This window comes from Iocasia fonsfrigidae (assembly GCF_017751145.1).
In the GTDB taxonomy this organism is placed as follows: Bacteria; Bacillota; Halanaerobiia; order Halanaerobiales; family DTU029; genus Iocasia; species Iocasia fonsfrigidae.
Map to the genome: position 1 here is coordinate 692,878 of NZ_CP046640.1, position 24,667 is coordinate 717,544.

The 24,667-nt window shown below is 35.8% G+C and carries 27 protein-coding genes, 3 tRNA genes and 1 pseudogene; 25 read left to right on the forward strand and 6 right to left on the reverse strand.

Annotation, left to right across the window (positions count from 1 at the left end; translation table 11 throughout):
- Positions 1-27: 27 nt before the first annotated feature.
- Positions 28-285 (forward strand): hypothetical protein, encoded by a 258-nt coding sequence (locus tag GM661_RS03460; RefSeq protein ID WP_230868756.1) that lies wholly within the window; start codon positions 28-30, stop codon positions 283-285.
- Between the two features lie 79 nt (positions 286-364).
- Here GM661_RS03460 and GM661_RS03465 read toward each other — a convergent pair whose 3' ends face one another.
- Positions 365-820, reverse strand: coding sequence for a hypothetical protein (locus tag GM661_RS03465; RefSeq protein ID WP_230868757.1), 456 nt, complete (start codon positions 818-820; stop codon positions 365-367).
- 130 nt (positions 821-950) lie between these two features.
- Here GM661_RS03465 and GM661_RS03470 point away from each other — a divergent pair.
- From GM661_RS03470 to GM661_RS03480, 3 genes are all read left to right on the forward strand, one after another.
- Positions 951-1,027 (forward strand) — tRNA-Arg (locus tag GM661_RS03470).
- Positions 1,028-1,116: 89 nt separating this feature from the next.
- Positions 1,117-1,193: transfer RNA gene (locus tag GM661_RS03475), tRNA-His, on the forward strand.
- A gap of 53 nt (positions 1,194-1,246) precedes the next feature.
- Positions 1,247-1,323, forward strand: a tRNA-Lys gene (locus GM661_RS03480).
- A 128-nt stretch (positions 1,324-1,451) separates the two neighbouring features.
- On the opposite strand, the gene GM661_RS03485 is transcribed toward GM661_RS03480, so the two are convergent.
- Entirely contained in the window at positions 1,452-2,036 is a 585-nt protein-coding gene (locus tag GM661_RS03485) for an RsiV family protein (protein ID WP_230868758.1), read from the reverse strand.
- A 309-nt stretch (positions 2,037-2,345) separates the two neighbouring features.
- Here GM661_RS03485 and GM661_RS03490 point away from each other — a divergent pair, with 309 nt between their 5' ends.
- From GM661_RS03490 to GM661_RS03505, 4 genes are all read left to right on the forward strand, one after another.
- Entirely contained in the window at positions 2,346-3,068 is a 723-nt protein-coding gene (locus tag GM661_RS03490) for an amino acid ABC transporter ATP-binding protein (RefSeq protein WP_230869757.1), read from the forward strand.
- Positions 3,069-3,115: 47 nt separating this feature from the next.
- Complete coding sequence (locus tag GM661_RS03495; RefSeq protein WP_407929636.1) at positions 3,116-3,925, forward strand: ABC transporter substrate-binding protein; 810 nt, start codon at positions 3,116-3,118, stop codon at positions 3,923-3,925.
- 84 nt (positions 3,926-4,009) lie between these two features.
- Positions 4,010-4,714: an amino acid ABC transporter permease gene (locus GM661_RS03500; RefSeq protein ID WP_230868760.1), complete on the forward strand. Its 705-nt coding sequence runs from the start codon at positions 4,010-4,012 to the stop codon at positions 4,712-4,714.
- Between the two features lie 38 nt (positions 4,715-4,752).
- The gene (locus GM661_RS03505) at positions 4,753-5,403 is read left to right on the forward strand and encodes an amino acid ABC transporter permease (RefSeq protein WP_230868761.1); all 651 of its coding nucleotides are present in this window, start codon (positions 4,753-4,755) and stop codon (positions 5,401-5,403) included.
- Positions 5,404-5,455: 52 nt separating this feature from the next.
- On the opposite strand, the gene GM661_RS03510 is transcribed toward GM661_RS03505, so the two are convergent.
- A complete protein-coding gene (locus tag GM661_RS03510; protein WP_230868762.1) occupies positions 5,456-5,818 on the reverse strand; it encodes a hypothetical protein in 363 nt (120 codons plus the stop codon).
- Between the two features lie 281 nt (positions 5,819-6,099).
- Here GM661_RS03510 and GM661_RS03515 point away from each other — a divergent pair.
- Both GM661_RS03515 and GM661_RS03520 read left to right on the forward strand, forming a co-directional pair.
- Positions 6,100-6,474, forward strand: a pseudogene (locus tag GM661_RS03515) (NAD(P)/FAD-dependent oxidoreductase); the annotation flags it as partial.
- Positions 6,475-6,874: 400 nt separating this feature from the next.
- Complete coding sequence (locus tag GM661_RS03520; protein ID WP_230868763.1) at positions 6,875-7,294, forward strand: metal-dependent transcriptional regulator; 420 nt, start codon at positions 6,875-6,877, stop codon at positions 7,292-7,294.
- Positions 7,295-7,320: 26 nt separating this feature from the next.
- Here GM661_RS03520 and GM661_RS03525 read toward each other — a convergent pair whose 3' ends face one another.
- Genes GM661_RS03525 through GM661_RS03535 form a run of 3 tightly spaced genes read right to left on the reverse strand, consistent with a single transcriptional unit; the run spans position 7,321 to position 9,769 of the window.
- Positions 7,321-8,721, reverse strand: a complete 1,401-nt coding sequence (locus tag GM661_RS03525) for a nucleoside recognition domain-containing protein (protein WP_230868764.1) — start codon at positions 8,719-8,721, stop codon at positions 7,321-7,323.
- Positions 8,705-9,517 (reverse strand): FeoB small GTPase domain-containing protein, encoded by an 813-nt coding sequence (locus GM661_RS03530; RefSeq protein ID WP_230868765.1) that lies wholly within the window; start codon positions 9,515-9,517, stop codon positions 8,705-8,707. The genes GM661_RS03525 and GM661_RS03530 overlap by 17 nt, the downstream gene beginning before the upstream one ends.
- A gap of 30 nt (positions 9,518-9,547) precedes the next feature.
- Entirely contained in the window at positions 9,548-9,769 is a 222-nt protein-coding gene (locus GM661_RS03535) for a FeoA family protein (protein WP_230868766.1), read from the reverse strand.
- Positions 9,770-10,325: 556 nt separating this feature from the next.
- On the opposite strand from GM661_RS03535, the gene GM661_RS03540 reads away from it, so the two are divergent.
- The 15 genes from GM661_RS03540 to GM661_RS03610 all read left to right on the forward strand — a co-directional run bounded on the left by GM661_RS03540 (position 10,326) and on the right by GM661_RS03610 (position 24,625).
- Positions 10,326-11,264 (forward strand): hypothetical protein, encoded by a 939-nt coding sequence (locus tag GM661_RS03540; protein WP_230868767.1) that lies wholly within the window; start codon positions 10,326-10,328, stop codon positions 11,262-11,264.
- A gap of 354 nt (positions 11,265-11,618) precedes the next feature.
- Positions 11,619-12,443 (forward strand): nitrogenase iron protein, encoded by an 825-nt coding sequence (gene nifH, locus GM661_RS03545; RefSeq protein ID WP_125988268.1) that lies wholly within the window; start codon positions 11,619-11,621, stop codon positions 12,441-12,443.
- 46 nt (positions 12,444-12,489) lie between these two features.
- Positions 12,490-12,816 (forward strand): P-II family nitrogen regulator, encoded by a 327-nt coding sequence (locus GM661_RS03550; protein WP_125988270.1) that lies wholly within the window; start codon positions 12,490-12,492, stop codon positions 12,814-12,816.
- Between the two features lie 27 nt (positions 12,817-12,843).
- Complete coding sequence (locus GM661_RS03555) at positions 12,844-13,227, forward strand: P-II family nitrogen regulator (protein ID WP_230868768.1); 384 nt, start codon at positions 12,844-12,846, stop codon at positions 13,225-13,227.
- 20 nt (positions 13,228-13,247) lie between these two features.
- Positions 13,248-14,864 (forward strand): nitrogenase molybdenum-iron protein alpha chain, encoded by a 1,617-nt coding sequence (gene nifD / locus GM661_RS03560; RefSeq protein WP_230868769.1) that lies wholly within the window; start codon positions 13,248-13,250, stop codon positions 14,862-14,864.
- The gene (gene nifK / locus GM661_RS03565) at positions 14,864-16,231 is read left to right on the forward strand and encodes a nitrogenase molybdenum-iron protein subunit beta (RefSeq protein WP_230868770.1); all 1,368 of its coding nucleotides are present in this window, start codon (positions 14,864-14,866) and stop codon (positions 16,229-16,231) included. Before nifD ends, nifK begins: the two co-directional genes overlap by 1 nt.
- 132 nt (positions 16,232-16,363) lie before the next feature.
- Positions 16,364-17,725: a nitrogenase iron-molybdenum cofactor biosynthesis protein NifE gene (nifE, locus tag GM661_RS03570; protein ID WP_230868771.1), complete on the forward strand. Its 1,362-nt coding sequence runs from the start codon at positions 16,364-16,366 to the stop codon at positions 17,723-17,725.
- Positions 17,718-19,115, forward strand: a complete 1,398-nt coding sequence (locus GM661_RS03575; protein WP_230868772.1) for a nitrogenase component 1 — start codon at positions 17,718-17,720, stop codon at positions 19,113-19,115. Before nifE ends, GM661_RS03575 begins: the two co-directional genes overlap by 8 nt.
- The gene (nifB, locus tag GM661_RS03580) at positions 19,102-19,980 is read left to right on the forward strand and encodes a nitrogenase cofactor biosynthesis protein NifB (RefSeq protein WP_230868773.1); all 879 of its coding nucleotides are present in this window, start codon (positions 19,102-19,104) and stop codon (positions 19,978-19,980) included. The genes GM661_RS03575 and nifB overlap by 14 nt, the downstream gene beginning before the upstream one ends.
- On the forward strand, positions 19,977-20,285 hold the full coding sequence (locus GM661_RS03585; RefSeq protein WP_125988284.1) for a 2Fe-2S ferredoxin: 309 nt from the start codon (positions 19,977-19,979) through the stop codon (positions 20,283-20,285). The genes nifB and GM661_RS03585 overlap by 4 nt, the downstream gene beginning before the upstream one ends.
- 60 nt (positions 20,286-20,345) lie before the next feature.
- Positions 20,346-21,125, forward strand: a complete 780-nt coding sequence (gene modA, locus GM661_RS03590) for a molybdate ABC transporter substrate-binding protein (protein ID WP_230868774.1) — start codon at positions 20,346-20,348, stop codon at positions 21,123-21,125.
- Positions 21,126-21,211: 86 nt separating this feature from the next.
- Complete coding sequence (locus GM661_RS03595; RefSeq protein WP_230868775.1) at positions 21,212-22,018, forward strand: ABC transporter permease; 807 nt, start codon at positions 21,212-21,214, stop codon at positions 22,016-22,018.
- Positions 22,019-22,021: 3 nt separating this feature from the next.
- Positions 22,022-22,702 (forward strand): ATP-binding cassette domain-containing protein, encoded by a 681-nt coding sequence (locus tag GM661_RS03600; RefSeq protein ID WP_230868776.1) that lies wholly within the window; start codon positions 22,022-22,024, stop codon positions 22,700-22,702.
- A gap of 11 nt (positions 22,703-22,713) precedes the next feature.
- Positions 22,714-23,772, forward strand: a complete 1,059-nt coding sequence (nifV, locus tag GM661_RS03605) for a homocitrate synthase (RefSeq protein ID WP_230868777.1) — start codon at positions 22,714-22,716, stop codon at positions 23,770-23,772.
- A 91-nt stretch (positions 23,773-23,863) separates the two neighbouring features.
- Complete coding sequence (locus tag GM661_RS03610) at positions 23,864-24,625, forward strand: Rossmann-like domain-containing protein (protein WP_230868778.1); 762 nt, start codon at positions 23,864-23,866, stop codon at positions 24,623-24,625.
- Positions 24,626-24,667 lie beyond the last annotated feature (42 nt).

A 24,667-nucleotide genomic window follows, 5' to 3' on the forward strand; every position in this document is an offset into this window, starting at 1 on the left:
AGATAAAAAAGAGGGGGGACAAGGATTATGGCAGATAAAGATTTAAATAAAAAGATGGATGAACTTCTAAGTGGTGTATATAGAATTGAAGAAAATCAAAAGAAACAATTTCAGAAATATGATAATGACGTTCAGAACATTTTTAATGAGCTTCAAAAATATCATAAGCGTTTCGATATAATAGAAAATAAATTATATAGTTTAGAAAGTAAAATAGATACGGTAAGAAAAGTCTCCGCGGAAAACACAATAGATATATCTAATTTGAAAGATAAAGTAAGTTAAACTTGACCTGTCTTGCTAGTATGTATCACCCCTGATAATTATATTCAGGGGTTTTTATTATTGTATAAATATCAATTCATCAATCAATAAAAGGTATCTTACCTTCCAGCATTTCTTTCCATTCTGCTACTTTGTTTCCCCAGTCTTTACCTAGTTCTTCATTAAATGTATCAATCAGGGCATCAATTGTTTTATCAACAAAAATATAAACCAGTTTTTTTTGCAGCCAGTTTAATTCTGTTTGTTCATTAATAAAAGTCATAACCTGTTCCATTACCCATTTTTTTTTGGCTTCACCCTGGCCAGATTCCTTCCACTTCTGTTCTGCCAGATTAACTCCTTTTATTATTTCTACCCAGAGTTCATCCCAGAGATTATTCACCAGTGAGTTTAATATTTTTTTAACATATCCATAGAAAAAGGCCCAGACTATATCTAATAGACTTTCATCACCCATCATCTCACCTCCATTAAGCACTATTATGATATAAATAGTTTTAGTAATTGGATATAAGATTGCATTATTACTTTGCATTATTATATGAGACTCCTACTACATCTGTGTTTTTAAAAGAAACCCAAAATTTCTTATTGATTTTGCTAAAAAAGTATTTGACTATTAGCTTCTTTTCATGTATACTATTAAATGTTGTAAGTGGTGATAAGCGCCTGTAGCTCAGCTGGATAGAGCAACGGACTTCTAATCCGTAGGCCAGAGGTTCGAATCCTCTCAGGCGCGCCAATTATTTATAAAAGTTGTTATATAGTATTGACAAGTGGGAGTAGATTAGTTATAATTATTTAAGTCTCCAGTAGGGAACCATGTATATGGTGGGTGTAGCTCAGTTGGCTAGAGCGCAGGATTGTGGCTCCTGAGGCCGTGGGTTCAAGCCCCATCACCCACCCCATTAAAATCTGATAATAAGCTATATTAAAATCTGATAATAAGCTATGACACCGTAGACCATTAGCTCAATCGGCTAGAGCACCTGACTCTTAATCAGGGGGTTCAGGGTTCGAGTCCCTGATGGTCTACCATTTTTATATGTTGATAAGGTTATCACCTGTATTTTGCCTGTAATTGTTTATATGATGTTTGATTAAAAAAATACATTGGAAAAAACCTGCTAAAGAAACAGCAGGTTTTTTTGATCTAGAAGTAATAATCACATTAGTCTGGCGATAGGACTATTTTCATTAATTAGAGGTTCTAGTTTACTGTAAGGTATATTAAATTCCAAAGTGCCGTAGTAGCCGGGAGTTAACTCATATTCCTGATATACTATAACCAGTGTATCTTTCTTGAGATAAAAAACCTCATCACCAGTTATGCCGGGGAATTCATTAATTAGTGGAATACCTCTCTCTATTATTTCTTGTTCAATTATATTGTCTAGATAAGCCTTATAATTACTTCCCTCTCTAAAAAGGTCTCTCAACTTATATTTTTTACCTGTAATTAAATTAACTGTTAAGGCCTGAACAACGGTTATACCACTGGCCATCATCTCTGGATAATAGTAGTTTTCAAAGCGGAGACTCAATATATCATTGTAATTAACGGTTGTTTCATATTTGCTGGCAGCTGTGATTATGTTCATATCTTGATACCTACCAGTAGGTAATGTTTTATCAACAGTTCTTTTGATTAATCTATTTATTCTGTTTTCTAGTGGTTGATTGCTGACTCTTGCTAACTGAGGATAAGTGGCAGCTGCCTGTTTTAATATAGCCGTTTTATAGTTTTGCAAAACAACACCACCTTTTTAAATTATATCTTATACTATTCTCAACTAATATTTTTGTTTAATTATTTTTGATTAAGGAAAACAAAATAAAAGTGATATAAAAAAGTTTAACTGGACAAAAATACAAATAAAATTATACAGGTATTTATGTTATGTTTATGTTATTTTAATATTATTTACCTTGACTTACAGCTTTTTCTATAGTAAAATTATTAATATATAACATGTAGTTTACATAAAAAATAGTATAAGGGGTTTGTTATTATGAATTCTAAAGCTAACTTAAATGTAATAGACTGTAAGCGGAAACCAATTATTACTTTTAAAGATGTTAATAAATGGTTTGGGAGTCTACATGTATTAAAAGGGATTTCAACTGATGTCTACCCTGGGGAAGTGGTTGTAATTATTGGGCCTAGTGGGTCGGGCAAAAGCACTATGTTAAGATGTATAAATAGACTTGAAGCTATACAGAGAGGGAATTTGATTGTTGATGGATTTAATATTAGTGATAAGAAAATTAATATTACTGAGGTCAGGGCAGAAATAGGGATGGTCTTTCAACATTTCCACCTTTATCCCCATATGACTGTCATAGAAAATATTACACTGGCACCCAGAAAAGTACGCAAAACAAAGAAAAAGATAGCTCAACAGGAAGCCTTTGAACTGTTAGAGAAAGTGGGAATTTCAGATAAAGCCTATTCTTATCCTTCGCAATTATCTGGAGGTCAGAAGCAGAGAGTTGCTATTGCCAGGGGACTGGCTATGTATCCCAAAATTATGCTCTTTGATGAACCAACATCAGCACTTGATCCAGAAATGATTAAAGAAGTACTGGATGTTATGAAAAAGCTGGCTTATGAGGGAATGACCATGGTGGTAGTGACACATGAAATGGGGTTTGCCCGGGAAGTAGCCGACAGGGTTATTTTTATGGATCAAGGTGCTATTGTAGAAATTGGTACCCCTGAACATTTTTTCAATAACCCTAAAGAAGAAAGAACACAGTCTTTTTTACAACAAATTTTGTAAATACAAGATTACAAACAAAAATAAATAATTAAGGAGTGAGGAACATGGTGTTTAAAAAAACATTCTTATCTGTTTTGACTTTGTTGATAATTTTCGTATTAAGTATGACTGCATTTGCTGACTCTACACTGGAAAAAGTTCAATCTGAAGGTGTACTGGTAGCTGGTGTAAAGTTTGACTCGCCACCATTTGGTTTTGTAGATGAAAGTGGTCAAGTGGTTGGTTTTGATATTGATGTTGCAAAATATATTGCTGATGAATTAGGTGTTGAACTTGAACTTAAACAGGTTACTTCAAAAACTCGTATTCCTATGCTGCAGGAGGGTACAGTTGATTTATTAGTTGCTACTATGACTCATAATAAAACCCGTGAAGAAGCAATAGATTATAGTATTACTTATTTTTTTACTGGACAGAAGTTATTGGTTAAAAGTAATAGTAATATAAAAGGCACTGATGATCTGGCTGGTAAAACCATTGCTACAGTTCAAGGTTCGACCAGTGAAATAAATATAAAAAATGCTCAACCAGCAGCCGAAGTCCTTACTTTTCAAGAATACCCACAGGCTTTTATGGCTGTAAAACAAGGTCGGGCTGATGCAATGACAACTGATGCCAGTATTTTAGCTGGTTTTGCCGGCCAAAACCCTGGTTTTGAAATAGTTGGTCCAAATATCTCTGATGAACCTTATGGAATAGGGGTTTGTGAAAATGACTCTGATTTCCGTGATGCTGTTAATTTTTCAATTATGAAAATGTGGGAATCAGGGGATTATGAATTAACATATGCTAAATGGTTTGGCCCTAATACAAAATATCCGTTGCCATTAAGCGGCAAAGTAGAAGTATGGCCGTAGTGATAACTTAGTAAGCAAAATATGTATTCATAGCATTGAGAACGGGGTAACCCCGTTCTCCTTTTATAGATTGGAGGGAAGTAAATGGACTATGATTTTAACTGGTTAGTTCTCTGGGATTATAGAGAATTGCTCTTAAAAGGTCTGCTTATTACAATTAAATTATCAATAATATCTATTGCTCTTAGCACAATTATTGGTTTTATATTTGGTACTATGCGTACTGCAAAAAATAAATTACTTAGAATGGTATCCTCGGTTTATGTAGAATTTTTTCTTAATACCCCTTTGATTATTCAACTTTTTTTCTGGTATTTTGCTTTACCTATGGCACTTCCTGAATTTATACGGGGATGGTTCTGGAGTCATAATTATGAATTTATTAGTGCTGTAATTGGTCTTACCATTTATACCAGTACCTTTATTGCAGAAGTAATTAGGGCAGGGATCCAATCGATAGATGATGGGCAGTGGGAAGCCGGACAATCCAGTGGCTTAACAAGGTTTCAATGTCTTATCTTTATTATTATACCACAAGCTATCCAGGTTATTATACCTCCTCTTTGTAATCAGTATTTAAATTTAATAAAGAATTCTTCACTGGCTATGACGGTTGCAGTAGCCGAGCTTACATATCAGGCTCAGGCTATTGAAGCACTTACCTTTCGTGGTTTTGAAGCATTTACTGCAGCAACTTTGATATATATTGTTCTAACATTATTAGTTTCTTTACTGATGAATAGATTTGAGAAATGGATTAATCGAAGTAGGATATCAATAAGTACATAAAACAAAAAGATATAAATGTGTATTAAGGAGTTGTTATTATGTCAATTCAGGTAATTATTAATAATATTCCATATTTAGCAAAGGGTTTTTTAGTAACCCTTGAGTTAGCTATAATATCCATTATTTTAAGTTTTATTTTAGGCACTTTACTGGGTATTGTTAAATTAGCTAAAAACCCCATTATCAGTACACTTGCCTCTGTTTATATTGAAATTGTTCGGGGTACGCCTTTAATAATGGTTGTTTTCTGGATATTTTTTCTACTGCCAATACTGCTGAGTAAACCTATTCAACCATTTACCAGTGCGGTAGCAGCTTTTAGTATTTTTACATCTGCTTATATTGCTGAAATAGTTAGAGCTGGAATACAATCAATACCTGTTGGCCAGATAGAAGCTGCTTTATCTTCTGGTTTATCTTACTGGCAGACAATGCGATTTATCATATTACCCCAGGCTACCACTAAAATGATTCCTCCCCTAGTATCTCAATTTATATCTTTATTTAAAGATACCTCCCTGGCATATATTATTGGGGTAATGGAATTGACCAGGAGAGCTACTATTATTAATAACCGTGAATTTAAGTCTTTTGAAATTTTTACTTTTGTAGCAATAATATATTTTATGATTTGTTATTCTATGTCAAAGTACGCTAAATACCTGGAAAGAAAAAGGCGGATTGTATAAAAAACCGTCTTGAAAACCTCTTGAGGTATTTAAAGGATTGTGAGGGTTAAAATTAATCAAAAAATTGACTATTATTCTTAAGTATTTTTCGGGCTGCTTTCTCAAAATAGGAGGGTAGCCCTTTTTTTAGATAATTATAACCACAGTAGGCGGCGATACTCCCTCCGATACAATCAGCTATCAAGTCCCACATAGTATCTACCAGGCCTGATTTTTGCATATTGAAGCCAAATAGACTATCCATAGAAAACTCAAATATCTCCCAGACTACACCAATACTTACTGCAAAAGTAAAAGAAAAGATTGCTATAAATAAAGGATTTAGTAAGATATCAATATTCTCGTCTCGGTTTAAAAAATAAATTAAGATAAAGCCGACAAAACCAAGAATGATACCGGAGAAGGTATGCAGCATTGTATCCCACCACCAGAAACGGTAATAGAAATCCCGGAGCTCACCTAAATACAGTGAGGCGAAGACAAAAGCAATAATAATCACCTAGATATCTGAGGGGGTATATAGAATCTTTCTTTTTGATAAAAAGTTGGGGATATAAGTAACTACTAAGGCCAGTGTTGAGTTGAATAAACCGAGCCAGTGGAAGGTAAAAATGTTAGCAATAATTGCCCCTATTAATAATATTCTAAAAAACCAGAGAGTCTCCGTCAGGGTATGTTTGCACCTGGTAATAAAGCCAGAGTAAACATGGTTCTTTTGTCTTTGGCGGCACTTCAGGTCTGGATGCATATGCCCATCTAGATGATAAGCGACCTACCCTTAGTAAAACAGCGCCCTGTATTTGTAGAGGTATAATGAAATATTTCCCTGGTCTTAAAAATCTAAAGATTATCCGCACCTGGGCCGGTTATATTGATGACTGTGTTGACCACATACCGGTGATTAGCCATGTTGAAGAGGCCCCTGGGCTTATTGCCGCCTGTGCTTTTTCTGGTCATGGATTTGGTATATCACCAGCAGTAGGATTATTGTTAAGTGAAATGGCAAGGGACCAGGAGACCACTCTTGATATAAATCCTTTTCGTTATGATCGTTTCAAAACTAAAATATAATTATTCATGTAAAATGAAAGAATTACTTTAAAAAGTATTACAAGAACATTAAGGTTGCACTCTGCGTCCTCTTTAAATTGTCTGGCTAATAATTCAATTATACAAATAGTGAATTATTTAAAGAAGTTATTAGATCTTATTTAAGGCTTTAATAATAATAGAATTTGGTACTTATACTTTGAAATGAGTTAAAATACTACTTGGGAGTTAAAAACTTCCAAGTAGTATTTTTAGTATTTTATTAATAATTATGTTGCTATTGGTTCTATAGTATATATAACATTTTAATGTAAATAATTCATAAATAGATTTTATAGATCATATAAATAAAATATAATATCTTCACAATTAACTAAGTTTATTAGTTCAGGAAAATAAATAAAGGATGAGTGAATAATAAATGCTTACCCCCAGTCTTGAAGATTATTTAGAAGAAATATATCGTTTTTCTCGAGAATTAGGATTTATTAGGATTACTGATGTAGCTAATAAACTTGATGTTTCACTTCCTTCTGTCAATAAGGCAGTAAAAGTTCTTTCAGAAAAAGGGTATCTTGATTATATACCTTATAAAAATATTGCTTTAACAGATAAGGGGTCTGAACTGGGGGAATTCCTTGTTGACCGAAATCAAATGTTACAAAAGTTTTTAGAAACAATAGGAAGCAAAGTTGATAAAGAGGTAGAAGCAGAAGCCATGGAACATTATTTGTCTAAAGAAACGGTTAATGCCATGACTATGGTTGTTAATTTTTTTGATAAAAATCCTAATATTCAAAATAAGCTAATTAAATTTCAAGAAGAATTTAGGAAATCCTAGTATAACTCAGATGATACCTAAGAGATTTATAGAAATAAATTTATTAACTGTACTACTAGCAAATTAACAATAATTGCAATAACGGTTGTTAGTATAAAAGTAAAAACTGCCCATTTAGTACTTCCAGTTTCTTTGCGAATTGTAAGTAGGGTAGTTCCACAAGGGAAATGTAATAAAGAAAATAACATTGTTGATAAAGCTGTTACCCAAGTCCAGCCATTGTTAACAAGTATATCATGTAAGGCATTGGTATTATCTGGTTCCAACATAGCACCGGCAGATAAATAACTCATTACTAAAATTGGTATGACTATTTCATTTGCTGGTAAACCAAGGATAAAAGCTAGTAAAATTACTCCATCAAGCCCTATGAGTACGGCAAATGGATTAAGGAAATTAGATACATAATTGATTAAATTTATACCGTTAATCCCCACATTAGCAAAGACCCAGACTACCACACCAGCAGGAGCGGCTACCATGACAGCACGCCCCAGTACAAATAAAGTTCTATCTATAAATGAGCGCACTAAAATTTGGCCTAATTGTGGTTTTCTATATGGTGGTAGTTCCAGTGTAAAAGTCGATGGAACTCCCTTTAAGACTGTTTTGGACAATCCCCAGGAGACCAATAGTGTTATTGAAATACCTACTAAAACTAAGCCAACTACTATTGCTGCAGCTATAAAGGAACCATAGGTTTTGTTAACTACTGTCCCCATAAAAATACTAGCTAAAATAATTAATGTAGGGAATCGTCCATTACAGGGGACAAAGTTATTGGTTATAATAGCTATTAACTTTTCACGTGGTGAATCAATTATACGTGCAGCTATGACACCAGCAGCATTACAACCAAATCCCATACTCATAGTTAGTGACTGTTTTCCATGGGCACCTGATTTTTTAAAAAAATTATCTAAATTAAAGGCAATCCTTGGTAAGTATCCCAAATCTTCCATTAAAGTGAAGAGAGGGAAGAAAATCGCCATTGGCGGCAGCATAACTGAAACAACCCAGGCCATAGTTCGGTAAACTCCTAGAACCAGGATTCCATGTATCCATTTAGGAGCATGAGCCCATACAAAAAAATCTGTAATACGTGCTTCAAACCAGAAGAGAGCTTTAGCCAACATAGCAGATGGGACATTAGCCCCAGCAATAGTTAGCCAGAATACTCCACCTAACATAAGTAGCATAATTGGGAAACCAAGTAATTTAGATGTTAAAATATCATCTACTTTCTCGCTCCATTCTGCTTTCCTTTTGCCAACAGATACACTCTTATTAGCTATTATTTCAGCAGATAAATAAATGTCTTTAACTAATTGATCTCTAAGTTTCTCTTTTTCATCTCCGTTGAAGGCATTATCTACCTGTTTGAAAATCTTAGTTATTTTATCGCTATGCTTAGTAATTAACTCCATTAGTCTGAACCTCCCCTTCAGGAATTTGATCAATGCTTAAGTCGTTGTTAAAAAAATATTTTTCTATTGCTTGTAAAATAGTTTTATCTCCTTCAATAAGTCGTAATGCCAGCCATCTTAGATTAACTTTATTGGAAATTTGGCCTATATTAGCTTTCAAAATAGGTACTATTTTCGCCACAGCTGATTCAACCTTTTCTGAATACTCTATTTTAGTTGGCTTTACTTTTATTAAGTTATTACAAATTTTATAGGTGGTTTCTTTTAACTTATGAAGTCCTTTATTATCACGGGCTATTGTAGGTATAATAGGAATTCGTAATTCTTTTTGAAGTTTTTCAATATTTATATTTATATTTTTCCTCTTTGCTTCATCCATTAAATTTAAACATAGAATTACTTTATCAGTAAGTTCCATTACCTGAAGTACCAGATTAAGGTTCCTCTCCAAATTGCTGGCATCAGTTACTACTATAGTAGTATTAGGTTGTGCGAAACAAATAAAATCACGAGCAATCATCTCTTCAGTGGAATTAGATAGAAGAGAATAGGTTCCAGGAAGGTCAACTAAGATAAATTCCTGATTATTATGGATAAATAATCCCTGGGCCTGTGTTACAGTTTTGCCAGGCCAATTTCCTGTATGTTGTTTTAGACCAGTTAAACCATTAAAAACAGTGCTTTTCCCAGTATTGGGATTTCCTGCTAAGGCAATTACTGGTTTATTATTTTTTGATTCAATATTAAAACTTTTATTTAGGACATTGAATCCACTTGATTCGGCTGTTAAACCCATGTAGGTTTCCTCCTTAATTTAAAATATAATTTATAAAGACACCTTAACTAAGTCGGTTTCTTCTTTTCGTAAAGCCAGGACTGTCCCTCTAATAAGATAAGCAATAGGATCACCTGAAGGGCTTTTTCTCTTAGCTACAACTGTGGTTCCAGGAATAAGTCCAAGATCAAGTAAGCGTCTTCTTTGCTTTCCTTTTGCTGTAAGCCCAGTAATCTTTCCGTTGCTTTTTTGAGGTAAATTAGTTAATAGCATAAATATTAGCCTCCTTTCATAAGCTTATTTAATGTTTATATTGTTATTCTTTACTAACTTTTAAATACAGTATCATAGTATGTTGGATTAATAGATTTGTGATTAAGATCAAGAAAACCTGCTGAAAAAACAGCAGGTTTTCTTGATCTAAGAAGTAATAATTAAATAGGACTATTTTCATCAATTAGAGGTTCTAGTTTACTGTAAGGTATATTAAATTCCAAAGAACCGTAGTAGTATTTTATTTCTTATATTTAAGGATAAATAGGATTAAGACTAAATATACCCCAGTTAATAAGATATATTTTTAATATCATTAAATAACATTATAAATAATATTTATTATATATGTAGATAATAGTAATAGAATTAAATAGTTTTAACTATACTGGCTGATATCTTTACGGAGTCCTTGTCTAGCAATCTTAATGTATAACACCGGGAGTGTTGGATCAGTAGAACAATCAAATGCAAGATGCTTAAATAGTTTAGTATTAGATAGAAGAATATTTAGTCTGGCATAAAAAGATGGAATTTTTGATGAGGTGTTTAAAAAATGAAAAAAGCAAAAATTTTTTCTGTATTAATTATAATTTTTCTAATAATTACTCTATCATCTTGTGCAAAACAGTCCAAGAACTCAAATTTAAAACCCGATGAGTCTAAACAAACCATTAATGCGGTAGAAGAATTAGAAATGGAATTAATTGATATAATGGGCCAAATTGATTTAATTCCATATTATGAAAAGCAAATAAAGGAAAAAAAGGAAAAGGAGAAGGGACAGAAAAAACAGCAGGAAAAACCTGCTGATGAAAATAAAGAAGAGGGTTCAGGAGAAAAAGCTGAGGGTAAGGAGGAAGAATTTAAACCTCAACCAATAACTAATAATGACACCTTATTATTAGAACTTTTAGAACAAGAAGAATCTTATAGATCAGATGAACAAGATAAGCAAAAAGTACCGGATGATAGTATTTTTATCTGGCATGAAATTAATGAAAAAATAAATCAACTTCACCTTAAATGGGATGATTTAAAACCGGAATTAAAAAAAGCTAAGGTTTCATTAGGATCAATTAATGGTTTTGATGATGCTTTAAACAGCTTAACTATAGCTAGTAATAAGAATAAGTTTTTGAAAACATTAATGGATGCTAATGGATTGACATTGTATATGCCGCAGTTTATCAAAGATCTAAAAGATAAGAAGTTAGCTTCCCTTTATGCTATAAAATATCATACTCGTCAAATTATTTTAAATGTTGCTAATAGTAATTATCTGGAAGCAGATAAAAATTTTAAAGCCCTTAAAAACGAGGAGAAAATCTTAACTGCTGAATTAACAGAGAAAAAATTTAAGGAGTTATTAGATAAGTTGAGATTATCAATTGTTAATTTAAAAAATGCACTATCACTCCAGGATATAAATGTTATAAAAATTAAAGGAAGTATTATTGTAAAAAATCTTAATGCTATTAAAGAAAAGTTATAATGAAGGACTAATGAGGATGGCTTAAATATTATACTAGTGTTTAGAGCTTATAACCCCTGATATTAATATCAGGGGTTTTTTCATGGTAAATTTAATATTTTTACAGGGGTAGGCAGAAAGTATTATGTAAGGTAAATGTTAGTATACTGGTATTGATATCCTAAAATCCATTGTAAATAGAGAATTAAATGTTATAATTATTTTAAACATAACACAAAAATTTCTTATAACTAACATAAACATAACATTAACAAAAGAGATTTACTGTGTTGGTAAATGGTGATAAGTAAATTATTTACTTTCATACATTTTATCAAGAATAAATAATCCAAGTTGAAAAGGAGTGAAGGAATCATGAGACAGGTGGCTATTTATGGAAAAGGCGGTATTGGGAAATCAACAACTACCCAGAATACAACTGCTGCCCTTGCTGAGATGGGGAGGAAGATAATGATAGTAGGGTGTGACCCTAAAGCTGACTCTACTAGATTATTATTAGGTGGAATGAATCAGACGACTGTACTGGATACCCTGCGGGAAGAAGGAGATGATATTGATTTAAAAGAGATTTTAAAAGAGGGTTATGGAGGAATTAAATGTGTCGAATCAGGTGGACCTGAACCAGGTGTTGGTTGTGCTGGAAGGGGAATCATTACTTCTATCAGTATGTTAGAGAGATTGGGGGCCTATACTGATGACCTTGATTATGTTTTTTATGATGTGTTGGGGGATGTTGTTTGTGGTGGTTTTGCAATGCCGATCAGGGAAGGGAAGGCTCAGGAAATCTATATAGTAGCCAGTGGTGAATTAATGGCTTTATATGCTGCCAATAATATTTGTAAAGGTATTAAGAAATATGCTACAACAGGTGGTTCGAGGCTTGGCGGTATTATCTGTAACAGCAGGAAGGTGGAAAATGAATTAGAACTACTGGAGGAATTTGCCAGTGAACTGGGTTCTCAACTAATTCACTTTGTTCCTAGGGATAATATAGTGCAGACTGCTGAAATTAACAAGAAAACAGTTATTGCCTATAACCCGGAAGAGAAACAGGCTGATGAGTATCGAACCCTGGCTAAGAGTATTGATGAAAATGAAATGCATGTTATTCCAAAACCCATGTCCCAGGATAGGTTAGAGGAATTAATGATGGACTTTGGAATTCTACAAATAGACTAAGGATTCCAGGGATGTAGAGTAATATATAAGGGGAGGGATTTGTAAGATGAAGATGATTAAAGCGATTATTCGACCTGAGAAGGTTACAGAGGTGCTGGCTGAACTGGGGGATGCTGGTTTTCCAGCTATTACCAAAATTGATGTTGCAGGCAGGGGAAAACAGCGTGGCGTCAAGGTCGGTAATATTCATTATGATGAATTGCCTAAAGAGTTATTACTAATAGTTGTTGAAGATGAGGTCAAAGATGATGTAGTAAAAATCATTATTAAAAATGCCCGGACTGGTGAAGAAGGTACCTTTGGGGATGGGAAAATATTTATAACTGATGTGGAAGAAGCCTATACCATTAGTGATGGGAGTAAAGGGCTTTAATGTCTAGAGTGAAGGGGGAGTTTTACTGTGAAAGAAATAATGGCGGTCATCCGGATGGGGATGATTAATAAGACTAAAAAGGCCCTTTCTTTAGCAGGTTTTGATGCGATAACCTGTATTAAGGCCAATGGGCGTGGCAAGAAAAAGGTAAATTATGAATTGATTGAAAAACTCCTGGGGGGTAAAGAAGTAGAATCTAAAGAAATTAGTGAATCTATCTCAGAAGGACATAGATTAATTCCTAAAAGGGTGCTCTTGATTGTAGTAAATGATGAAGATATGCAAAAAGTAGTAGATACGATTATTGATGTAAATAAAACAGGTCATCCAGGTGATGGAAAGATATTTGTAATACCTGTTAAAGATACTATTAGGGTAAGAACTGGAGAAACCAGTAAAGAGGCTGTATAAATGAAATGGGGTGAGAATTAATGGTTAATGAGGTAAAAAAGATTGAGGAGACACTGGAAGAGGTTATTGACAGTTATCCTGCTAAATCAATGAAAAACCGTAAAGAACATATTGTCATTCGTGATACCAGTCAGGATAAACAAAAGATAATGGCTAATACCAGGACTATACCGGGTATAATATCCAATCGTGGCTGCTGTTTTGCAGGTTGTCAGGGGGTGGTCCTGGGACCACTAAAAGATGTGGTTCATATTGTCCACGGGCCGATTGGTTGTTGTTATTATACCTGGGGTATGAGGAGAAACCAGGCTGTTGTTGGAGAAAATGAAAAGAACTTTTTAAACTTTTCTTTTTCCACAGATATGCAGGATTCAGATATTGTTTTTGGCGGTGAAAAGAAATTAGAGCAGGCTATTGATGAGGCGATGGAAATATTTAATCCAGGCACAATAATGATTACTGCTACCTGTCCAGTAGGTCTCATTGGTGATGATATTCATGCTGTGGCCCGCAGAGCCCAGGAGAAATATGGAATCTCAGTAATGGCTTTTAGCTGTGAGGGCTATAAAGGGGTAAGTCAGTCAGCTGGACACCATATTGCCAATAATGAATTAATGGAACACCTGGTAGGTAAAAAGGAGATTGAGCTTGAGGCTGAATATCCAATAAATCTTATGGGGGAATATAATATTGGTGGAGATGCCTTTGAAATTGAAAGGGTGTTGGGAAAAATAGGTTATAAGATTATAGCTACTTTTTCTGGTAATGGTTCTGCTGAAGCGATAATGAGTGCCCATGAGGCAGATTTAAACCTGGTTCAATGTCATCGGTCTATAAATTATATTGCTGAAATGTTTCGGGAAAAATATGGAGTTCCCTGGTTGAAGGTAAATTTTCTAGGTGTTGACCAGACCATTAAAAGCCTGCGGGATATGGCTAAGTACTTTGGTGATGAAAAATTAATCCAGCGGACAGAGGCTGTGATTGCTGAAGAGTTGGCAGCAGTTGAACAATCACTGGCAATGTATCAAGACCTGTTGGAAGGAAAGACAGCTTTCCTCTTTGTAGGTGGTTCCAGGGCCCATCATTATCAGAATGTTTTTAAACGGATTGGGATTGATACAGTAGTGGCTGGATATGAGTTTGGCCACCGTGATGATTATGAGGGTAGGGAGGTAATCCCTGATATTAAAATGACAGCAGATGATCGAAATATCCCGGAGCTGGAGGTTGAGAAAGATGAACAGAGGTATCATCTGCGTTTATCAAAGGAAAAAATGGAGGAACTAGCTAAAGAGATACCATTAAATAATTATGAGGGTATGATTAAGGAAATGGAAGATGGGACTATAGCTATTGATGACCTTAATCATCATGAACAGGTTAAACTGACCAAGATATTAAAACCAGATATTTATTGTTCTGGTATTAAGGATAAGTATACTTCCCATAAAATGGGTGTTTTTTCCAAACAGCTGCATAGCTATGATTATAGCGGTCCTTATGCCATGTTTAAAGGGCATGTTAATTTTGCTAGAGATGTCGCCAATGGTATTTTGAGTCCTACCTGGGGTTATATTAATCCACCCTGGAAAAAAGAAGCAGGATTAGAGGGTAATTATGGAGGTGATTACTAATGTTAGATCTGGTGCCAGCAGAAATAAAAGAAAGGGAGTCACTGGTTGTAAACCCGGCTAAGACTTGTCAACCGATTGGGGCTATGTATGCCGCACTAGGTATTCATGCCTGTTTACCACATAGTCATGGTTCACAGGGGTGCTGTTCTTACCACCGGATGCATCTTACCAAGCATTTTCGGGAACCTGTTGTGGCTTCAACTAGTGCCTTTACTGAGGGCTCATCTGTTTTTGGCGGAAGGGCTAATTTAACAACTGCCTTAAAGAATATTTTTGCAGTTTATGACCCTGATGTAGTAGCTATTAATACAACCTGTCTCTCTGAAACAATTGGTGATGATATTCCCTCTATTATTGGGGAAGTAGATATCCCTGAGGGTAAAGAGGTTTTTTCAGCCAGTACCCCCAGTTATGTAGGGTCCCATATAACCGGATTTTCTAATATGGTGGAGGCTATGGTCAAGCATTTTTCCCGGAAAGGTGAAGGGATTAAGACCAATGGCAAAGTAAATATAATCCCCGGTTTTGTGAATCCAGGGGATATCAGGGAGGTTAAGCATATTGTAGAGGCCCTGGGGATAGAGTATATTTTGTTTCCAGATCAAAGCGGAGTATTGGATTCACCGATGACTGGTGAATATCAGATGTATCCAGCAGGTGGAACCACTGTTGGTGATTTAAGGGATTCAGGAAACTCCAGAGCCACACTTGCCCTGGGGAGTTTTGCTTCAGCAGAGGCTGCTTTTCAATTAGAAAGGCAGTGTAAAATTAAACCCTATATCTTGAAGATGCCCCTTGGTGTTAAGGCTACAGATGACTTTATAATGCAGTTAATTAAGTTAACAGGCCATGAGGTTCCTTTTACACTGGAGGAAGAGAGGGGACAGCTGGTGGATATTATGGCTGATACCCATAACCATTTTCACGGTAAAAAGGTGGCTATTTATGGAGATCCAGATCTAGTAATCGCAATGACTGAATTTGCCCTGAGTCTTGGTATGTTACCTGTTCATGTGCTTACTGGAACACCGGGTAAAGCCTTTAAACAGGAGATAGAGTCAATGCTTGACGAGGCAGGTCTGGAAGCCAATGTCAAAGAAGCGGGTGATATGTTTAAGCTGCATCAATGGATTAAGAATGAACCTGTTGACCTTTTAATAGGTAATTCCTATGGTAAATTGATTGCTAAAGCAGAGGATATTCCCCTGCTGAGGCTTGGTTTCCCAATCCTGGATAGGAGTGTGCATAGCTACTTTTCTGTCCTGGGTTATAGAGGGGCAATGAGAATAATTGAAAAGATAAGTAATGCTTTATTAGATCGAAGGGATAGGGATACATCAGAGGAATTAATTGAGTTTGTTTTATAACTGAGTAATAATCTGCTACCTATATAGATATTATTTCTCGAAATAAATATAAGGTTTTATATCATCTAAATCAATAATATCTATATAGGTTTTATCTTGGTTTTTATTTAGATATAAGGTGGTGAGTTTAAAATGATTCGGTCTTCTAGTATAAAAGCACTTGAAGAGAGAAAAGGCTTTATTATAACCAATGAAAAAACGGTAGAAAAGGATATTAAGTGTAATGAGGATAGCCTGGCTGGTGTTGTCAGTCAAAGGGCCTGTGTTTATTCAGGAGCCAGGGTGGTTTTAAATCCTATTACAGATGCCTATCATCTTGTTCATGGACCGATTGGCTGTGCCAGTTATACCTGGGATATCAGGGGTAGTTTAAGTAGTGGGGCAGAGGTTTACCGTAATAGCTTTTCGACTGATTTAGGGGAAAAAGATATTATCTTTGGTGGTGAGTGTAAACTGAGTCTGGCGATTAAAGAACTGGTAGAAAGATATCAGCCAGAATTAATTTTTGTATACTCTACCTGTGTTGTCGGGGTAATTGGTGATGACCTGTCAGCTGTTTGTAAGTCTGCTGAAAGGGAATATGGTATTAGGGTGGTCCCGGTGCAGTCTACAGGTTTTGCTGGTAATAAGATAAGTGGTTATAGGGCAGCCTGTGATGCCTTAATGGACTTAATTAAAGAAAATAATAATCCTGCTGAGGAAAAAGAGGGTATTAATATTCTTGGTGATTATAATCTGGCAGCAGAGATGTGGATCCTGCAGGGTTATTTCCAGCAATTAGGTATTAAGGTAGTAGCGAAGTTTACCGGTGACTCTAGTTACCAGGAGATAAAGAAGGCGGCTAAGGCCAAGCTAAATATTGTGCAATGTGCCGGGTCAATGGGTTATCTGGGTAAAGAAATGGAAAAGGAATTTGGGATTCCTTTTATTAAGGTTAGTTTTTTTGGAATAAAGGATACTATTGATTCTTTAAGGAAGATAGCAGATTTTCTAGGTGATAGACAGCTCAAGGATAGGGTTGAGAAATTTGTAAGGAAGAAAAGTGTTAAAGTTAAACAGGAACTGGAGTTTTACCGGCAGAGGCTTAAAGGGAGCCGGGCTGCTATCTATGTTGGTGGGGGATTTAAGGCTATTTCTTTGATTAAACAGTTTAATGACCTGGGTATAGAAACAGTCATGGTAGGAACTCAGACCGGTAAAAAAGAGGAATATAGGGAAATGAAGGAGTTAAGCAAAGAAGGGACTGTTATCCTTGATGATGCTAATCCATCTGAACTGGAGAATTTCATGAAGGAAAGAGGTGCAGATATTCTGGTTGGTGGGGTTAAAGATAGGGCCCTGGCCTATAAAATGGGGATAGCATTTTGTGACCATAATCATGAGAGGAAACACCCGCTCTCTGGGTTTGAAGGAGTAATTAATTTTGCTAAAGAACTTGATATGACAATCAACAGCCCTGTCTGGCAGCTGTTAAGGAGTGATCTTAATGATTAATAAAAATTTACAGAGCATAAATGTTAATCCCTGTAAGATGTGTATGCCGATGGGGGCGGCTTTAGCCTTTAAGGGTATTGAGAATTCCATGGTCTTAATGCATGGTTCCCAGGGGTGTAGTACCTATATCCGGCGTCATATATCAACTCATTTTAATGAACCAATTGATATTGCCTCTTCATCTTTAAATGAAAAAGGAACTGTTTATGGTGGGGAAGAGAACCTTAAAAAGGGTTTAAAGAACCTGCTTAAATTATATCAACCTGGTGTTATAGGGGTTATTACAACCTGTCTGGCTGAAACAATTGGGGAAGATATTGTTAGGATGGTTGCAGAATTTAAAAGGGAAGAAGAGATTAATGATCTGGCTATGATTCCAGTTGCTACACCGGGTTATGGTGGTTCTCAATATGAGGGATATTATTTAACCTTAAGAAGAATAGTTGAAGAGCTGGCTACAGCTCAATCCAGGCAATCCAGCCCTAAAATAAATATTATTACCGGGAATTTGACACCTGCTGATATCAGGAAGATTAAGAGGATACTGAACTTATTTGATTTTAATTATACTTTACTACCAGATCTATCAGAGACCTGTGATGCTCCTTTTTCAGCTGACTATAAGAAAATAGCTAGGGGGGGCACCACCATTAAGGATATAGAGGAAATGGGAACAGCAGTAGCTAGTATTGAATTTGGTTTTTTAGTTGATGATAATCTATCCCCTGCCTGGTTTCTGGAAAAAGAATTTGCTGTTCCTTTATATAGATTGCCCCTTCCTATTGGGTTGAAAAATGTTGATAGTTTTATAAATTTACTTTCCCGTTTAGCAAAGAAAGATATTCCTGCTGAGATAATGGCTGAGAGGGGAAGGATGTTGGATGGGATGATTGATTCCCATAAATATAATGCTGAGGGAAGGGCAGCAATTTTTGGGGAGCCGGACCTGGTCTATGCCCTTACTGCTTTATGTGCTGAAAATGGTATTTTTCCAGCAGTTGTTGCTACAGGGACTAAAATACTGGACCTGGAAAAGAAGATTTCTAAGTTGACTGATAATTTTACTGAAGAACCGATAATAATCCATCAGGCAGATTTTGCTGTTATTAGAAAACATGTTCAGCAGCAGGGGGTTAATTTGTTAATTGGACATTCTGATGGAAATTTTATAACTGAGAAGGATGATATACCACTGGTAAGGACCGGATTTCCTATTCATGACCGGATAGGTGCCCAGAGAGAACTCTCTGTTGTTTATGAGGGTTCAATGAGATTGTTGGATAAGATTACTAATACTATTTTACAAGCAAAGCATAATTCTTACAGGCAGGATTTATTTGAGCGCTATTATTTGCCTGTCAAAGGAGGTGGCAAACATGTTTTTGGATAGGGCTGTTAAAACAAAAAAACACCCCTGTTTTAGCAAATCAGCTCATAATTATGCCCGGATGCATATCCCTGTTGCACCGGTCTGTAATATTAGCTGTAATTATTGTAATAGGAAATATGACTGTGTTAATGAGAGTAGACCAGGGGTGACCAGTGAGGTTCTCAGCCCTGAAGAGGCCCTGGCTAAATTTCGCATAGTAAAAGAAAAAATGCCGGAGTTAAGTGTAGTAGGTGTAGCCGGTCCTGGTGATTCACTGGCCAATTTTCCTGAAACAAAAAAGTCCATTCAGTTAATACAGGCAGAAAGCCCTGACATGGTATTTTGCTTATCTACCAACGGCTTAATGTTGCCTGAATACCAGGAGGATATTTTGCAGCTAGGTATCAGTCATCTAACTATTACTATCAATGCAGTTAACCCCCGGATTGGGGCTAAAATTTATGCTCAGGTTAACTACCAGGGAGTGTCTCTATCTGGTGAAGAAGGTGCTACACTATTACTTGATAGACAGTTGAAAGGCCTGGAGTATTTGTCAGCCAGGGGTATAGTATGTAAGGTAAATATTCTTCTACTTAAAGGGATCAATGACAGTCATCTTGAGGAAGTCGTACAGGTGGTCAAAAAGCATGGTGCTTATATGACTAATATAATGCCTTTGATACCTGTTAAAGGCACCAGATTTGAAGATTTACCATTAAGTGATGGCAAAGAGTTAAATAATTTCAGAAGGAAATGTTCTGTACACTTAAAACAGATGTATCACTGTCAGCAGTGCCGGTCAGATGCAGTAGGCTGTCTGGGGCGTGACCGTTCACTGGAGTTTAGTGATAATTATATTAAGGAAAGGGAAGTGAGTTCTAGATGAATAAACCTAAACATCATGTTTTTGTATGTTCCAGTTCCAGAATTACTGGTCAGCAGAGGGGTTATTGTGTTAAAAATGATTCTGTAGAAATAATACAGCGGTTTATGATGGGAATAGAAGAGGAAGATTTGACTGGTGATGTTATGGTTACCAATACAGGTTGTCTGGGTATTTGTGATAAAGGGCCGATTGTAATCATTTACCCTGAAGGGGTCTGGTATGGTAGTGTAAGCCCTGATGATGTTGCAGAGATTATTCAATCACATCTTGTAGGGGGTAAGGTGGTCGAGAGCTTGAAAATTTAATAATTATATTAAGGAAAGGAAAGTGGGGGGAAGGTAATAAATTTGTCAGAGGTGGTTAGTATGAATAGTTTAAAGAAGTGTGTTATTAGTCTTGTTTTATTAGCTTTGATTTTAATTTGTCTTGCAGTAAATATTTATGCTGTGGATGGACTTTTCATTTATTGTGGGGCAGGTTTAAGGAAACCAATGGAGGAAACAGCTGAACTGTTTACTGATAAATATGGAACAACTATTGATTTCCAATATAATGGTTCTGGCGCTCTGTTAAACCAGTTAATGATGTCCAGAACTGGTGATATTTATATGCCAGGTGATGTCTGGTTTATTAATGAACTTAAGGGTTCGGGTGATGAAGAGGGAAATTATATAATTAAGGATTTGCCAGTTGCTTTTCATACCCCTGTAATTGTCACCCCCAAAGGTAACCCAGCTGGAATTAGGGATATATCTGACCTTATTAAACCAGGTGTCAGTGTAATCCTGGGGGATGAAAATATAGCAATAGGTCGTATTACAGCTAAAATCTTTAAAAATATTGAGACTTATGAACAGCTTCAAGATAATGTAATTGCTCGGATGGGGACTGTTAACCAGGTAGCCCTGGCCTTGAGTATGAAACAGGCTGATGCAGGGATTATCTGGAGGGCTAACTATATTGAACTGGCTGATAGACTTGATTTGATTGAAATTGATGAAGAAATTAATGTAGTTAAAGAAATATATATAGCTGTACTGAAATTTTCTCAAAACAAAGCTAAGGCCTCTCAGTTTCTGGATTTTGTGGTCTCAGAGGGTAAGGATGTCTTTGCTAAATATGGGTACAGGATTATTAAAGACTAGAGAGTTTGAAAGTCGTAAGGGGTAGTAGTTTAATGACTTTGAGATTTAATTACTAAAGAAAGTTCAGCTTAACTGGGGTGAATATAATGAAATATAACCTTTTTAAAATATTGGTTTTTTCCGTTTTTACTATCTTTATTATTTTTCTGCTCTCTGTCTTATTTACCCCTATTATCTATAATAAGGGGCAGGCTTTATTATCTATTATCCATAATAAGGAGGTGTTTTTTGCCCTTTCATTAAGTTTAATTACTTCACTGATTTCTATTACAATTGCTACTATTATTGGTCTGCCAGTGGCTTATGTTCTGGCCAGGTATGATTTTAAAGGTAAAAGGTTATTTGATGTACTGGTAGACCTGCCTATTATTTTACCACCACTGGTTACTGGGATGAGTTTATTAATTCTCTTAGGTCCAGTATTAGGAAACTGGCTGGGTAAACTGGGTTTAAATTTTGTTTTCACCCCCTTAGGAATTATCATGGCTCAGCTAGTAGTAGCGGCACCCTTTGCTATTCGGAGTTTTAAGACTGCTTTTGCTGGGATTGATCCGACCTTTGAAAAAGCAGCTATGACCCTGGGAGACCACCATTTTATGGTTTTCAGAAGGATTACTTTACCGCTGGCTAAAAATGGTATTATAACTGGTATTACCATGGCCTGGGCCAGGGCAGTGGGGGAATTTGGTGCTACAGTGATGCTGGCAGGTGCGACCCGTTTTAAAACAGAAACCCTGCCTATTGCTATCTACTTAAATATTGCTACAGGTAATATTGATCTGGCCATTGCTATAGCCTTAATAATGATCATATTTTCTATAATAGTATTGACTGTAATAAAAATCTTTGATAAGGATTTGTATAATTACTATGAAAAGGAACGGGGTGATTAATGGATGACAGTTTTAGAAATTGATTTGCATAAAAAACTGGGGGGTATTCAACTCTGTCAAAAATTTGAACTGGGAAATGAAATTTTGATCTTATTTGGTCCTTCCGGTTCTGGTAAGACGACATTGCTAGATTGTATTGCCGGACTTAAATCCCCGGACAGGGGAGAAATTAAATTGAATGATCAATACCTCTTTTCCGACCAAAGGGGGATTAATCTGCCGGCTTTTAAACGAAAAATAGCCTATGTATTTCAGAATTATGCCTTGTTTCCCCACCTGACAGTTGAGGAAAATGTTATGTACAGTCTTATGGGGGATAAACAGGCAAAGAAGCCCAGGTTTAGTATAAAAAAGGTATTGGATTTATGTCAGATAAATCATCTGCAGGAACGTTTACCAGAACAGTTATCAGGTGGAGAAAAACAGCGTGTAGCTTTGGCCAGGGCTTTAATGAGTGAACCAGATCTCTTATTACTTGATGAACCCTTATCTTCGCTAGATCAAGAATTGAGTTTGCGTCTTCAGGAAGAAATAAGGCTTATTCAGCAGGAATGGATGATTCCCTTCATCTATGTAACCCATAATCAGCAAGAAGTAGAGTATCTTGGTGATAAGTTATTATATATTAATAGGGCCTGGACTGATTTATGTGATTGCCATGATTATAAAGTTGCCCAAACATAGGGGGTGTAAAAATGCAGGATGTATATTTTCTTGATACAACATTACGGGATGGTGAGCAGACAGCTGGTGTGGCTTTTTCCAGGGAGGAAAAAATACTGATTGCTAAAAAATTGGCCGGGGCAGGTGTGGATGTGATTGAGGCCGGTATACCTGTTATGGGAGAGGAGGAAATCAATGTTTTATCTGAGATAAAGCAATTAAAACTGCCGGTAGAAATCCTGACCTGGAATAGAATGAAGATTAAAGATATAGATTGTTCTATCAGCTGTGGAATTAAAAACCTGCATATTTCAGCACCAGTCTCTGACCTCCATATTAATCGTAAACTAAAGAAAGATAGGAAGTGGGTACTGGAGCAAATATATAGGCTTGTATCTTATGCTGTTGCCAGAGGGTGTAAAGTCTCTGTTGGGGCAGAAGATGCCTCCCGGGCAGATCTGTTCTATTTACTTAGTTTTTTTCAGCAAGCTCAGCAGGCAGGGGCTAGTAGATTGAGATATGCTGATACTGTTGGTGCACTCGACCCCTTTACTGTTTACGAAAATATTTCTAAGATAAAAAAAGAATTTGAGTTGCCAGTAGATTTCCACGGGCATAATGACCTTGGTATGGCTACAGCTAATGCCCTGGCTGCTTATAAAGCAGGGGCTAAATATATTAGCTGCACTGTCAATGGACTAGGGGAAAGGGCTGGGAATACTGCTCTGGAAGAGATTGTTGTAGCTTTAAAATACCTTCAGGGCTGTAAGATCAGATTTGATATAAAGAAATTAATGGAATTGTCAAAAATAGTGGAAAAGGCCTCAGGGAGGAAAGTGGCTGCTGGGAAGGCAATAGTCGGTCAAAGGGTATTTTCACATGAATCTGGTATTCATGTGGATGGTTTGTTAAAAGATGAAAAAACCTATGAAATAATCCCACCGGAAGATTTGGGAAGGGTAAAAGAGTTTCTAATAGGTAAATCTTCAGGAACCAGTGCTATTATCTATCAGCATCAACAGGAAGGGAGAAAGATTGATAAGCAAGAGGCTTATACAGTATTAAAAGATCTTAGGGAAAGTTGCACCTAGAGTTTATTTTAGCTAGTTTTTTCTATAAGAACTGTTAGTATACTGATAAAAAATTGTAGTTAAATATTATTTTAAAGGTAGATGAATAAGTATGTCTGTTTTAGCAAGGGCAAGAGAGAAATTTAAAGGGATTATAATTAAAAATAATTTACTAGAGCAGGATATAATGATTAGTGCTCATGGTCTGTCAACAGAGGAGGTAATTGGAAACCCTGAAAGGAACGATTTCCCTTTGCTGCAGGGAAAAGAGGTAATGATTCAGGCTGAATTTAATGGTAGCTATGGTCAGGCTTTTACTGATCATCCCGGTAATTATCGCGGAAGTTTAAAGGATATTATTGCTTTACCGTTAGATTCTATTTATCAGCGGGCTTTATTAGTAGCTACAATTAACAGTGTTTTACGGAGTCTTAATCTACTTGAAAAGACTGTTCACTGTAAGAATGAAGAACCGGAATTATGTGCGGCTAAAATGTTGAACTGGCTTACTGAGCAGCCCATTAAAATAAAGGCGACTACTAAACTTGGTCTGATTGGGTTTCAGCCGGCTATTTTAGAAGAAAGCATTAAATTCTTTGGGGCAGAGAATCTTATTTTGACAGATTTAAACCAGGAGAAGATTGGTCAAGAGCGATATGGAGTCAAGGTCTGGAGCGGAACAGAAGACAATGAGCGTTTAATAAAAGAAGCTGACTTGATTCTTTTAACAGGTTCTACCATTGTTAATGGCAGTCTGGATGGTCTACTCAAACTTCTTGATCATTATAACAAAAGATATTTTATTTATGGTAATACTATTTCAGGAGTGGCAAGTTTACTGGAGCTGCCCTGGCTATGTTTTTATGGTAGATAAGGCTAATTTTTTTATTTAAAAAAACATGATTTTCTATAAAAG